This window comes from Deinococcus sp. Arct2-2 (assembly GCF_004801315.1).
Classification (GTDB): Bacteria; Deinococcota; Deinococci; order Deinococcales; family Deinococcaceae; genus Deinococcus.
This window is the reverse complement of the sequence record NZ_SSNW01000014.1, coordinates 21960-35032: the sequence shown is the minus strand read 5'-3', so window position 1 is coordinate 35032 and position 13073 is coordinate 21960. Positions and strand designations below refer to the sequence as shown.

Below are 13073 nucleotides of genomic sequence, written 5' to 3'. Positions count from 1 at the left end.
GGGGCGAGTGGATGCCCCGTCCTGCTGTCTCGCTGCCCAAAGCTACGAGGTCAAAAACCCCCCATCTACCGGAAGCATCACGCCGTTGATCATGGCCGCCCCGTCGCTGAGCAAATAGGCCACCGCCTGAGCCACATCAAGGGGCTGGGCAAAGCGGCCCAGCGGAATGCGGGAGAGCATCGGGGCGCTGCGGGCCGGATCGCCCCACGCCATCTGGCCCATCGGCGTCAGGGTCACGGTGGGATTCACGGCATTGACCCGGATGCCGTGTGGCCCCAGTTCAATCGCCATCACGCGGGTCAGTTGATCCAGCGCCCCTTTAGATGCGCAGTAGGCGGCGTGCAGCGGCAGCCCCACCGATGAGGATTGGCTGGACACGTTCACGATGGCCCCCGCTGTTCTCCGCGCGATCATGCCCCGCGCCACCACCTGACTCACGATCAGGGCGGCCCGCACATTCACATTCATCGTCTGGTCAAAGGCTTCGGGCGTGGCATCTAAAAACGGCTCCAGCAAGGCAATTCCTGCGTTGTTTACCAGCAGGTCAATCGGCCCGGCGGCTTCGGCGGCCCGTTTCGCGCCGTCCACCGTGCCCAGATCGGCGGCTACACCCTCGCAGCCTGTTTCCCGGCTGAGGCTGAACAGGTCTTCGGCACTGCGGCTGACCGCCACCACCGCCGCCCCACTGCGGGCCAGCAGAGACGCGATTTCCCGGCCAATGCCTTTCCCCCCGCCAGTCACGAGCGCACGTTGACCGCTGAAATCGAACTGAACGTTGGGGCGGGAAACCGGGGGCAGGTGCGGATCGGTCATGGGGTTATTGTGCGCCAGTCGTAGAACGAGAGGGGCAGGACAGTTGGCCGCTGGAAAGTGGCCGCGTGGTGTGTCTCTCATGCGGGATTAAAAAGAGTCTCGAACATGGGGTGTTGCCCTCTCCACCTGCGGGAGAGGGGCACTGCACAGCAGCGGGGTGAGGGGGCCACCCAGGAGCGTTCCCGCCCCATATAGGCAAGTCTTTCTAGTTGTGCATCAAACAATGGTTCGGACAGTTTCCTGATTTTGCCGATCACTGTTCAAGAACACGGTGTTCTCGCTCCTCCACCCTTGCGGGGGAGGCTGGGAGGGGGGAACGTGCAGGGCGTCCCAGACCACGTTTCTCTCTGGACTGCTTTTTGAAACTAAAAACCGTCCGAACCACTGATCAACCCAGTTCACCACTACCCTCAATATTCGTAGATCGAAAACGCTTCTTTCAGTTGTTCGGCTTCCTGAAGGTGCCCGCCGTCCAGTTCGCGGGCCACCAGCGAGGCAATCAAGGACACCAGGCTGAGAATGGGGGCCAGAGAGGCCAGCGCTTCAGATCCCTGCGTGGGAATCCGGATGCTGTGGTGGGCGATTTTGCCGAGAGGGGACGCGCCCTGATCAGTGAGCAGCAAGACTTGCACCCCCCGGCTTTGCAGGGCGGTGGTGACTTTGGTGGTGGAGCGGCTGTAGCGCCGGACGGTGAACACCAGCACCGCGTCTTCGGCGTTCATTTCCAGCAGTTGTTCGGGCCGACTTGCCAATTGGTCGGTGGAGTAGGCCTGCACCCTGGGCCGAAACGACGACAGCAGATACTCGGTGGTGAGGGCCAGCCCATACGAAGACCGCGCCCCGATGACCCAGACCTGCCGGGCCTGCACGAGAGCGCGGGCCACCTCCAACAACTGCTGTTCGGACACGGTTTCCAGAATGTCGAGGTTGGCCCGTTGGCTGGCCCAGAAGCTCGCCACCACCGCGTCCTGCTGCCCCGGTTGCTTGATGCCCAGGGTGGCCCGCAACTCCTGCCGAATGACCCGCTGCAAGTGCGGATAGCCCTCGAAGCCCACCCGCTGGCTAAAGCGGGTGATGGCCGCGCCGCTGACATTCAGGGCTTCGGCCAGTTCTAGGGCGCTCAGGAACGGCAATTCTTCGGCGTGGTCTATAAAGTGGCGGGCAATAATCTGGTCACGGCGTCCGAAACCTTCCAGACCCTTCAGCAGCAAGTCCACGACGGTGGTGGGTAAGGGGGCAGGCAGGGCGGCGGGAGAGGTGATCATGCGGCCCCCACGCTACCGCCTGCCCGCAGAGTGGGGCGGGATGAATTCTTCATTGGGCGCGGCGTCATGGGGGGCGGCGTTCATTGCGGGCTGCGCTGCTGGGAGCCGGAAAGACGGTGACCGGGCAGGGCGCGGGTGTGCTGGCCGTCCCGCAAGACACGTACCCCGTTGACCCACACGTCACGCACTCCGGTAGACAGTTGGCCCGCATCGGCGTAGGTGGCCCGGTCTTGAATGGTGGCCGGATCGAAGACCACCACATCGGCAAACGCCCCCGCCCGCAGTTCGCCCCGGTCGGTCAGGCGCAGGTGCCCAGCGGGCAGTCCGGTCATGCGGTGCACGGCGTCCTGCAGGGTCAGCACGCCGCGTTCGCGCACATAGTGGCCCAGCAGGCGGGCAAAGTTTCCCATTGCTCGGGGGTGTCCGGTGGTGCCCCCATCGGGTTGCAGGGCCGGATCGTAGCCCGCCGCATCTGATCCCAGCATCACCCAGGGTTCCAGCAGTTGGCGTTCGATGTTTTTTTCGGTCATCAGATGCAACAGGCAGCCCACCCGTTCCGGCTCCAAAGTGATCAGGTCAAGGGCCGCGTCGATCCAGTCCTGCCCCCGCGCCTGTGCAATGTCGGCCAGCGACTTGCCGATGTAGGCCCGGTGTTCCGGCAGTTTCAGGCCCACCGGGAAGGCTCCGGCTGGCCCGGCGAGGCTGCCCAGCGGCTCCCAGGTGCCGTCCGGCTCCAAGATGGCCTGCCGAATGGTGGCGCGGGACTGCGGGTCTCGCAGGCGCTCCACCAACTGGTCGCCCTCGCTGGCCCACGGAGGCGCAAGAGCCGCCAACCCCGTGCCCCCGGCGGTGTACAGGTACATATCGGCGGAGATGTCCCGGCCCGCCGCCCGCTCGGCATTCACCCGCTCAATCAGCTGTTCCATCTTGGGCCAAGCCGCCTCGCCCGCCGCCTTCAGGTGATACAGATGCAGCCGCGCTCCGCTGCGCCCCGTGATGTCCAGCGCTTCTTCCAGCCCGTCCAGAATGGCGGCACTTTCCGAACGCATGTGGGTGATGTAGATGCCCCCGAACGCCGCGACTTCCTCGCACAGGGCGGCAAGTTCATCGGTACTGGCATAGCTGCCGGGCGGATAGATCAGGGCCGTTGCCATCCCGAACGCGCCGTCCTCCATGGCCCCCCTCACCACCCGGCGCATCTGGGCGATCTGCTCCGGCGTGCTGTCTCCCTCGGCGTGGCCCCGGCCCGCCATCCGGACGGTTGCGCCGCCAATAAACGAACCGAAGTTCACCGCCGCCCCCACTTCTTCCTGGGCACTCAACCAGTCGCCGAAGCGCGTCCAACCTCTTGAACGCTCGATCCACGCCGCGTCCTCTCCGGGCAGGCCGTGAATGGGGAAGCCGTGCGCCTCGCCCTCCACCGCTGGGGCCGGAGTCCAGCCCTCGCCCATGATTTCAGTGGTCACGCCCTGAGTGACCTTGCCCACGCTCAGGCCGTCGTGCAGCAGCGTGGACACCGAATGGCTCATCACGTCGATGAAGCCGGGGGCCACCGTCAGGCCTGTGGCGTCCACCACCTCGGCCCCAGCGGGTGCGGGGCCGCCGGGGCCGCTGATCCGGGCAATGCGCTCGCCCTCGATCAGCAGGTCGGCCCGGCGTCCGGGGGTTCCGGTGCCGTCCAGCAGGGTGCCCCCGGTGATCCAGGTTTGACTCACAGGGCGTCTACCGGCAGGCTTGCGCTGGCGGCGTTCGCACTGGCAAGCGGGTACAGCCGTGCGCCGAAGCGCAGGAAGTCCACCTCGCCGTCCGTGGTCAGAAATTCCACGCCGATGCCGTCCGCGTCGCCGCCCATCACGATGGCGCGCTCGGGGGCGATAAAGCGCAGGGCCAGCTTCTCGGTGCCGCCCGTCGTGGTGTTGGGGATGACCAGCGCCAGTTGGCCGTCCTCCACTTCTGCCGTGATCTTGTAGGTCTGACCGATCACGTCGTAGGTGCCCGAAAACGTTTCGAGCTGGTCCGCGTTCAACTCAACTGCCGCGCGTTCCGGCTTGACCAGACCCAGCAGCTCACGCTTGACCCACTCGCCCAATTTGCGGTTCATGGCGTGGCCGTTGCTGGCGTTGGTCATGGCGATAAAGCCCACCCCCCGGTCCGGCGACACCCAGAAATCCGACTGCTGACCCAGCGTGGTCCCGCCGTGGCTGATGATCAGGGCGTCCGGGTGCTGATCTATAAACCAGCTCTGGCCCACCTGCCCTTCCTCGCCGGGAAAGGAATTGATGCCCACACCGACGGGGCGGACGGGTTTCCACAGGTGCGTGCGGTCCATCCCGCTCAGGGTGGGCGTTTTGGGAACTTCGGCCTTTTCCGTCGCTGCCGAGTCGTCCGCCGCTTTCTGCGTCGCCTCCGCCTGTTCCAGCATCGTTCCCGACATGATGTAGTGGGCGTATTTCGCCATATCGCTGACGGTGGACGAACAACTGCTGCCTGCCGGAGCTGCCGAGCGCATCATCATCCAGGGGCGCTGCACCACCATTTCGCCCTCAATCTTGTTGTGCCCGGCGGCGAAGCGGTGGGTCATGATCTCGTTGGAGAAAAAGAAGGTGTGGTCCATGCCCAGCGGCTTCAGCACCAGTTCGGTCACGGCGGCCTCGTAGGTCTGGCCGGTGATGACCTCGATGACGCGCCCGGCCACGTAAAACCCGGCGTTGTTGTAGCTCCAGTGACCGCGTAGCGGCACCACCTGCGGCGACTCGGCCAGCACGTCCAGCACCTTTGCCACGGCGTCATCGCCCTCGCCGGTTTCCTCGAACAGATCGCCCTGAAAGCCGCCCTGATGGGTCAGCACGTCGCGCGTGGTGAGCGCTGCCGCCACCGACTCGTCTTTCAGCTTGAAGTCGGGCAGGTAGGTTCGCACCGGCACGTCCAGGTCCAGTTTGCCCTGCGCCACCAGCGCCGAACAGGTCAGCGAGGTGATGGTCTTGGTGGTGCTGCCGATCTGGAAGATGGTGTCTTCCGTGATGGGCAGTGGGTTTTCTAGATTGGTGACGCCCAGATTGACGAAGTGATCGCCGTCCGGGGTCAGCAGGCCCAGCGTGACGCCGGGAATCTTGTATTCCTCCATCAAGCGTCTGGCCTCCTGTTCGAAGGCGGCGGCGAGTTCGGTGCTGCTCTTGGTGGTGGCTACGGTCATGTGTGGGCCTCCCTGCCGCCTGACGCGGCGAATACACGACAAAAAGTCGCTAAGCTCGGTCTTTACAGCGCGGTCAATGGCAGTGCCTGGGCCGCCTCTTGGCTCTCGAGCGGATAGAGCCGCGCTCCGAAGCGCATGAACTCTACCCCTCCGTCTTTGCCGCGCAGGAACTCGACGCCGGTGCCGTCCATGTCGCCGCCGCCCGTCACCAGCGCGCGGTCCGGGCCGATAAAGCGCAGCGGGGCGGGCTTGGTGCCGCTCGCGCCGGGCGTGGTGTCGGGAATGGCGAGGGTCAGCTGCCCATCCTCGGCGTGAGAGCTGATTTTCAGCGGCATGCCGATGATCAGGTACTCGCCCTCATAGGCGCTCAGGTCCTCGGGGCTGACGGGATGGTCTGGCTGCTCCGGGGCGCTGAGGCTCAGCAGCTCGCGCTTGATCCAGTTGCTGAGCTTGCGGTTGTAGGCGTGGCCGTTGCTGGCGTTGGTCATGGCGATAAAGCCCACCCCCCGGTCCGGCGAGACCCAGAAGTCCGACTGGTGGCCATGGGTGGTGCCGCCGTGACTGATGATGGTGGCCTCCGGGTACTGATCGATAAACCAGCTCTGCCCGATCTGGCCCAGCTCGCCCGGAAAGGCGTTAACAGCGTTGCCGATGGGCCGCTGCGGTGTCCAGAGTTGGGCGCGGTTCAGCGTTTCCAGCGGTGACGCCTCGGCGGGCTGGGTCGCGTCGCCTTCCGCCCCGGCCCCATGATAGACCGCTGCCAGCAGGGTTCCCGACATCATGTAACGGGCGTAGCGGGTCATGTCCCGCAGACTGGAATTCAAGGTTCCGCCCGCCGGGGCCGACGAGCGCGGCAGAATCCAGGGCCGCTGGATCACCATCTCGCCCTCGATCTTGTTGTGTCCGGTGGTAAAGCGGTAGGTCATCACCTGGTTGGGGAAAAAGAGGGTGTGGTCCATGCCCAGTGGCCCGAAGATCAGTTCGGTGACGGCGGTTTCAAAGGGCTTGCCGGTCAGCACCTCGATCACCCGCCCGGCCACGTAAAACCCGGCGTTGTTGTAACTCCAGTGGCCGCGCAGCGGCACCACCTGCGGCGACTCGGCCAGGATGTCCAGCACCTTTGCCAGCGCGTCGTCGCCGTTGCCGGTCTCTTCGAAGAGGTCGCCCTGAAAGCCGCCCTGATGGGTCAGCACGTCGCGCACCGTTAAAGTGGCGGCCACCGATTCGTCTTTCAGCTTGAAGTCGGGCAGGTAGGTTCGCACCGGCACGTCCAGGTCCAGTTTGCCCTGCGCCACCAGCACCGAACAGGTCAGCGAGGTGATGGTCTTGGTGGTGCTGCCGATCTGGAAGATGGTGTCTTCCGTGATGGGCAGTGGGTTTTCTAGATTGGTGACGCCCAGATTGACGAAGTGATCGCCGTCCGGGGTCAGCAGGCCCAGCGTGACGCCGGGAATCTTGTATTCCTCCATCAAGCGTCTGGCCTCCTGTTCGAAGGCGGCGGCGAGTTCGGTGCTGCTTCTGGCTGTGGTGGCGGTCATGCTGTTCTCCTCGAACTGGGAAACGGAGGCGGGCGAACGGGCTGCGACCGATTCCCTCTGCCGCCGCGCCTAACTTGGCGCGGCGGGTCACGAACGGGCGGCCTGAAACGCCTATTTGCTCAGTACACGGAACAGGGTGGTCTTGTTGAATTCCGGGTAGCCCTTGAGGGCCGAGGTGGTGGCCGCGAAGACCAGCGGTTGCGGCAGCGGGAAGGCGTAGGTCTGCGCATTTAAGTAGGTCAGTAGCGACTTGTACAGCGGCCTGCGAGCACTCTGGCCCACGGCGTCGCGGGCCGCGTTCAACATGGTTTCCATCTTGGGGTCTTTGATGTTGGTGGCCGGGGCCAGGATGCCTTCGGAGCTGTACAGCCCGCGCAGGTTGGTGTCCGGGTCCGCGCCGCCCCAGGTCAGTGCGCCGAAAGGTAGTTTGCCGCCCAGCAGCGAGGCGTTGGCCGCGCTCAGTTCCAGCGTGCTGACCGTGGCATGGAATTTGGGATTCAGTTGCTCGATGTTCTGCTTGAAGATGCCCGCCACCACCTGCGATAGCCCGCTGCCGCCGAAAGTGGACAGGGGAATGGTAAAGCCCGTGGTCCACAGTTTGCCGCCGAACGCCTGCTTGAGTTCGGCCTCGGCGGTCTTGAGGTTGTAGGCCGGGGGGCGTAGGGTCTTGTCGTTGGCCCAGTTGTTTGGCGGCAGCGTGGTGTTGCGGGCCAGACCAAAGCCCTGCAAGCCGTCTTTGACAAAGGTCTTGGTGTCAAACATTGCCGCGAACGCCCGGCGGACATGAACATCGCCGAAGAAATTGGCGGGGATGTTGTTCTCGGCCAGTTGCCCGGCGGGCAGCAGTTTGTCGTCCTTGATGTTCTGGTTGAACAGCACCACGCTGGTCAGGTTCTGGGTGGGCAGGTCCTCATAGACGGACACGCCGGACACGCCCTTTAATTTCGCCAGCGTGTCGCGGTCTGGAATCAGCGCGATGTCAGCGTCGCCCTTTTGCAGCGCCAGCACGCGGGCAGTGTCGCTGTCTACCTTCTGGAGAATGATGTTCTTCAGCTTCAGCGCGCCGCCCCAGTAGCCGTCAAAGCTTTTCAGCACGAAGCGGCTGGGATCGCGGGCCACGAACTGGTACGCCCCGGTGCCGATGGGCTTCTGCGCCAACACCGAGTTGGACACGTCCTTGCCTAAAAAAGCGTCAAAATCTTTGGCCGTGCCGCTCCAGTCGCCGCCCGCCACCAGAGTCTTCATCGGCACGATGTAGGTCTGGGTGATGGAATCCAGCAGGCTGGGAACGTTACGGTCCAGCGTCAGCACCAGTTGGCCCGCCGCGTTGCACTTGACCATGCTCGCCAACTTGGTGAAGGTGTAGGTCTTCTTGACCTCCGGGGTGAAGCCGGGAATGCTCAGCAGATTGGCGCGAACCTGGGCAGCCAGCGAGGTTTCACTGCCTACTAGGAAGGTGCGCCGCATCGAGTATTCGGCGTCGGCGCAGGTCATGGCCGAGCCGTCGTGGAACTTGACCCCCTTACGCAGGCTAAAGGTGGTGGTCTTGCCGTCCTTGCTCTGGGTAAAGGAGGTGGCCAGCAGCGGCTGGTACTTGCCGAAGTTGTCGAGGTACAGCCCCTCGTACATCTGCTTGACCGGCAGCACGTCGAAGGTTACGACGGCCTGCGCGGGTTCGACGCTGGCAGTGGCCGAGGCAATCTGGTAGACCAGCGTGTTGGCAGGGGTGGCCAGGGCGGAGGGGGCGAGCAGGGCCAGGGTCAAGGCTGTACTCATAGTGGGCAGGGTGCGTTTCATGGGTGAACCTCCGGGGAAGAGAAAAGGCGGCTGGTCGATGGACGGAACGTGCGGGGGAGCGGGAGAGTCAGGGGAAAGGACCGGGCGGCATCAGCGGTTCCTGGGATCCAGCGCCTCGGCCAGGCTGTCGCCCAGCAGGCTCCAGCCCAGGCTGTAGGCAAAGATGCACAGGCCCGGAAAGAGGGTGACGTACCAGTACGCGAACGGTTCGCCAGGCGGTCCCTGAATCCACTTCTGGGCCAGGGCGATCAGTTGGCCCCAGTCGGCGTAGCCCAGCGGCGTGCCCAGTCCCAGGAAGGACAGCGTTCCGGCCACGATGGGCAGGCTGCCCATTTCCAGCACCACGATGGTGAGCAGCGGGCCAATGGCGTTGGGCAGCACATGGCGCAGGGCGATGCGGGCGCGGCTGGCCCCCAGACTCTGCGCCGCCGCCGCGAATTCCAGCTCGCGTAGGCGCAGCACCTCCGAACGGACCACACGCGCCAGCCCCACCCACGACACCAGGCTCAGGGCGATGATGATGTTCAGCAGCCCAGGCCCCAGCGCGGCCACCAGCACCAGAATCAGCACCAGCGCGGGAAAGGCGAAGATCACGTCGGTCAGGCGCATCAGCAGGTTGTCGGTCACGCCGCCCAGGAAGCCGGCGGTCAGGCCCACCAGCGAGCCGATGGTCACGGTGATGGCCAACACCGTCAGGCCCAGGAAGATAGCGGTGCGCGTGCCCCAGACCAGGCCGTAGCGGATGTCGTAGCCATTGACGCGGCCCAGCGGCGCGCCGGCAGCGGGCGGATTGGGCTGCGCCGCGAAGCCCACGCGCGGCATCTGGAGGCACGCGCCCGGCGTCGCCACCAGCTCGCGCAGGTAGGCCAGCGGACCGGGGACCGTCTGGGTGCCCTCCATGCCCAGCGCCCGGCGGCAGTTGCCCTGCGGTGGGGCCAGCACCGGGGCCAGCAGCGTGACCAGCACGAAGAAACTGACCAGTGCAGCCCCCACACAGGCCAGCCGGTTGTGGCGGAACAGCCGCGCCCAGAAGCCGCCCCTTGCTTTCTTGATCGGACGAACTTCGCTTCCACCGATGGCGGTCATGCGTACCTCACACGGGGGTCGATGACGGTGTAGGCCAGGTCAATCGCCAGATTGATGAGCACCACGATGGTGGCGGCCAGCAGCGCGAAGCCGAGCACGCCCGGCAGGTCGCCCAGCGCCGCCGCCTGCGCGGCCCAGGCCCCGACGCCGGGATAGCCGAACAGCGTCTCGGCGATCACCGCGCCCTGAAGCAGCCCGGAGATGCTCAGGCCCGCCAGCGTGATCACCGTCAGCAGGGCGTTGCGCCGCGCGTGCTTGCGGACAATGACCCGCTCGCTGACCCCCTTGGCGCGGGCGGTGCGGATGTAATCGCTGTTCAGGGCCTCCAGCATGGAGGTGCGCGTGCCCTTGATCAGCCCGGCGCTGCCCACCACCATCAGGGTAAAGACCGGCATGATCAGGTGCTTGATAGCGTCCCAGAACACCTCGGGACGGCCACCGAGCAGGGCATCGATGGTGACGAATCCGGTCACCCGTTTGATCTCACCCGTCAGGAAGGAGATGGCGCTGTCGTTGCTGAGGTTGCCGGTGCCGGGCAGCAGGTCCAGCGCGCCGTAAAAAATGACCAGCAGCCACACGCCCAGTACGAAGCTGGGGGTGCTGGAACTGACCACAGCAATGACCCGGATGAACGTGTCGGCCGCCCGGCCCCGCTGCACGGCGGCTTTCGAGCCGAGCCACACACTCAGACCGATCAGCGGGATCAGAGTAGACAGCGTCAGTTCCAGGGTGGCGGGAAAACGCGCCGCCAGGGTGCTGAGCACCGGCTGCCCACTGGTGCGCGAGAACCCCAGGTTGCCGCCCAGGGCCTGCCCCAGCCAGCGCCAGTACTGCTCGAAGACGCTGGCGTCCAGGCGGTTGGTCTTGATGATCTCCGGGATGCGCGAAAGCTGCGCCAGATCGGTGGTGTAGGCGGCGGCACGCTGCTCGACGGGAATGAGCTGCATCACCAGCACGATCAGGAAAGTCACTGCCAGCAAGATCAGCGGCAGGGCCAGCAGGCGGCGCAGGATGAAGCTCAGCATGGGGTTCCCGAGTGAGCGGGAGCCCGTGTAAAGAGGTACTGGCTGCGCCCCAAGTCCACATCGGTCAGCGTGTAGCCAAGGCCGAACAGGGCCGTGATGCCCTCTCTGGCCTTCAGCCGCCAGTCCAGCGCCAATTCGGGATCGTCGCGCCGCAACGCGCCAAAGTCGCGGGGCACTTCTAGCGCCACAGCGTCGGCCAGTTCAGCGGGCCAGCGGGCGTGCAGCGGGTGAAGCGCGGGCGCGGTAGGCCAGCTCTGATCGCTCGTTTGCCCATTCAGATGGCGCTCGACCCGCCCACTGCCCAGCTCCCAGTGGGCCTCGAAGCGGTCAGACGGCAGGCCCGCGTTGATGCCGGACATCGCGCCGTAATAGTCGGGCAGCAGGGTGCTGACCGTGGCCCCCAAGCGGTGAATATTCAGGTGGGCGTTGGCGAGCAGCAGGGGGTCGAATGTCCAGCGAACCTCATGCACGCCGCGCGACAGGCACCAGTCGCGCTGAAAGCGTTTCAGGCGCTCGCCCAGGCCCTGCCGCCGCGCCCCCGGATGCACGCCCAGACGGTGCGAATGGTGCACGCCCGCTTCGCTGGTGGGCAGGCCGACCAGGTAGGCCTGGAGCGCCCCCTGAGCATCGAACGCCCCGGCCACCAGCCCGCCGATGTGCTGTACGACATGCAGCAGCACCGCGTCTTCGGGGCGGTCTGTCTCTCCCCAGATGGCCCGTGCCAGCGTGGGCGTCAGGGCCAATTCAGCCAACCCGGACAACTCCCGCACTGCACAAGGAGCGGGCTGGGTCACGCCGGGCTTCCCGCCGTAAGGTGCGACACCGGATCAACGTAAATTTTCAGTTGCGTGAGGGTATCGAGGAAGGGCAAGTCGAGGCTGACGCCCGTGCCGACGCCGCTGGGCACTTTCATCAGGCCGCCCGCCGTTTCCAGCGGTTCCTGAATGATGTCGCGGGCCCAGTAGCGCGAGGAACTGCTGGTGTCGCCGGGCTTGGTGAAGTTGGCGAGGGTGGACAGATGAATGTTGTGCGCCCGCCCGACGCCGCTTTCCAGCATCCCGCCGCACCACACGGGAGCGCTGAAGGCGGCGGCCACATCATGAATCCGGCGGGCTTCGAGGTGGCCGCCCACCCGCCCGACTTTGATGTTGATCAAGCGGCAGGCCCCCGTCTCCAGCGCCTTTCGGGCGTCCTGCGCGCTGGTGATGCACTCGTCGAGGCACAGCGGCGTCTGCATCAGCCCCTGCAACTTGGCGTGGTCGCGCATGTCGTCCCACCCCAGCGGTTGCTCCATGTAGTCGAGGCCGAGGCCGTCCAGCGCCCGCAGCGTGTTCAGGTCGGCCAGCGAATAAGAAGCGTTGGCGTCCACAGTGACAGGAAGGTCAGGCAGGGCCGCCTTGACCGCCCGCACCACCGCCACGTCCCAGCCCGGCTCAATCTTGAGTTTGATGCGCTTGTAGCCCAGTCCCGCGTGCCGCACCGCGCTGTCTACGGTGGCCTCCACGGTGCTTTGAATGCCGAGTGAAACGCCCACCGAAACCTCGTTCCGCACGCCGCCCAACGCGGTAGACAGGGGCAGGCCCAAACTCCGCGTCCACAAATCCCAAAAGGCCATTTCCACGGTGGCCAGCGTCATGCGGTTGCCGCGCAGGTGGGCGAGGTTAGCAACCAGTTGCTCGGGGTTGGCCCAGTCGCGGCCCAGTACGGCGGGCAGCACGGTTTCTTGCAGCAGGGCCAGTGCGCCGCTGATGGTTTCTTCGCGGTACATGGGGCGGGCGTCCATCACGCCCTCCGCCACTCCCTCCAGCCCCTCGCCAAATAGCCTTAGCAGCAAAAAGGTCTTGTCGGTCATCACCGCAAACGAGGTTTTGAAGGGGTGCAGCAAAGGCAGCGACACCACGCGCAACTCGGCGTGTTCGACTCTCACGGCTGCGTTCCACGCACTCTAGAACTCTGGCAACTCCACTCGCGTTCGGGGCGTGACATGGGCAACTCCTTGAAACCAGTCGGAACACTTCTTGGTGCTGATGGCGGAACTTGCACTTGCTTTGTAGGTGTCTTTGCAGAACGTTACCTGGTTGTAAAGTGATTTGCAAGTGGTGGCGAAAAGCTCGTCCAGTGGAGTGACCCCCTCTGACAGGCTCTGCGTCACTGTTGATGATTGCCTCAAAGATGGAGCAGCCCCGCCATGTGATTGATCTCGGCCAAGGTTGACGACGCTTTCCGCTGTTCGCTCATTGAAAGAGAATCAAACTTCCGCTCCTGGAAAACGCTCTCGCTCTCATCGTGTTGCCGGCTTACGCGGAGATCAATTGCTCTTCCACCGCCTGGCTCAAGACGAGGAATTTCTGCGCCA

General features: G+C 65.0%; 10 protein-coding genes. All 10 read right to left on the bottom strand.

Translation table 11 applies throughout. The features are described 5' to 3' along the window. Positions 1 to 42: 42 nt before the first annotated feature. Positions 43 to 813 (bottom strand): glucose 1-dehydrogenase, encoded by a 771-nt coding sequence (locus E7T06_RS08440; protein WP_136365396.1) that lies wholly within the window; start codon positions 811 to 813, stop codon positions 43 to 45. Positions 814 to 1223: 410 nt separating this feature from the next. Continuing rightward, positions 1224 to 2078, bottom strand: a complete 855-nt coding sequence (locus E7T06_RS08435) for a MurR/RpiR family transcriptional regulator (protein ID WP_136365395.1) — start codon at positions 2076 to 2078, stop codon at positions 1224 to 1226. An 80-nt stretch (positions 2079 to 2158) separates the two neighbouring features. Further along, positions 2159 to 3793 carry an amidohydrolase family protein gene (locus E7T06_RS08430; RefSeq protein WP_136365394.1) on the bottom strand — a complete coding sequence of 545 codons (1635 nt, stop codon included), beginning with the start codon at positions 3791 to 3793 and terminating at the stop codon, positions 2159 to 2161. After that, positions 3790 to 5271, bottom strand: a complete 1482-nt coding sequence (locus tag E7T06_RS08425; RefSeq protein WP_136365393.1) for a serine hydrolase domain-containing protein — start codon at positions 5269 to 5271, stop codon at positions 3790 to 3792. The genes E7T06_RS08430 and E7T06_RS08425 overlap by 4 nt, the downstream gene beginning before the upstream one ends. 62 nt (positions 5272 to 5333) lie before the next feature. Then, a complete protein-coding gene (locus E7T06_RS08420; RefSeq protein WP_136365392.1) occupies positions 5334 to 6809 on the bottom strand; it encodes a serine hydrolase domain-containing protein in 1476 nt (491 codons plus the stop codon). Positions 6810 to 6920: 111 nt separating this feature from the next. Beyond that, positions 6921 to 8606, bottom strand: coding sequence for an ABC transporter substrate-binding protein (locus E7T06_RS08415; protein WP_136365391.1), 1686 nt, complete (start codon positions 8604 to 8606; stop codon positions 6921 to 6923). 90 nt (positions 8607 to 8696) lie between these two features. Further along, a complete protein-coding gene (locus E7T06_RS08410; RefSeq protein ID WP_136365390.1) occupies positions 8697 to 9692 on the bottom strand; it encodes an ABC transporter permease in 996 nt (331 codons plus the stop codon). Then, complete coding sequence (locus E7T06_RS08405) at positions 9689 to 10717, bottom strand: ABC transporter permease (protein ID WP_136365389.1); 1029 nt, start codon at positions 10715 to 10717, stop codon at positions 9689 to 9691. Before E7T06_RS08405 ends, E7T06_RS08410 begins: the two co-directional genes overlap by 4 nt. Continuing rightward, a complete protein-coding gene (locus tag E7T06_RS08400) occupies positions 10711 to 11511 on the bottom strand; it encodes a GNAT family N-acetyltransferase (protein ID WP_136365388.1) in 801 nt (266 codons plus the stop codon). The genes E7T06_RS08405 and E7T06_RS08400 overlap by 7 nt, the downstream gene beginning before the upstream one ends. Further along, complete coding sequence (gene menC / locus E7T06_RS08395) at positions 11508 to 12644, bottom strand: o-succinylbenzoate synthase (protein WP_136365387.1); 1137 nt, start codon at positions 12642 to 12644, stop codon at positions 11508 to 11510. Before menC ends, E7T06_RS08400 begins: the two co-directional genes overlap by 4 nt. Between the last annotated feature and the right edge of the window lie 429 nt (positions 12645 to 13073).

Coding starts and splice junctions, on each gene's coding strand:
- E7T06_RS08440 (WP_136365396.1), bottom strand. CDS start 813: ATGACCGATCCGCACCTGCCCCCGGTTTCCCGCCCCAACGTTCAGTTC.
- E7T06_RS08435 (WP_136365395.1), bottom strand. CDS start 2,078: ATGATCACCTCTCCCGCCGCCCTGCCTGCCCCCTTACCCACCACCGTC.
- E7T06_RS08425 (WP_136365393.1), bottom strand. CDS start 5,271: ATGACCGTAGCCACCACCAAGAGCAGCACCGAACTCGCCGCCGCCTTC.
- E7T06_RS08420 (WP_136365392.1), bottom strand. CDS start 6,809: ATGACCGCCACCACAGCCAGAAGCAGCACCGAACTCGCCGCCGCCTTC.
- E7T06_RS08415 (WP_136365391.1), bottom strand. CDS start 8,606: ATGAAACGCACCCTGCCCACTATGAGTACAGCCTTGACCCTGGCCCTG.
- E7T06_RS08410 (WP_136365390.1), bottom strand. CDS start 9,692: ATGACCGCCATCGGTGGAAGCGAAGTTCGTCCGATCAAGAAAGCAAGG.
- E7T06_RS08405 (WP_136365389.1), bottom strand. CDS start 10,717: ATGCTGAGCTTCATCCTGCGCCGCCTGCTGGCCCTGCCGCTGATCTTG.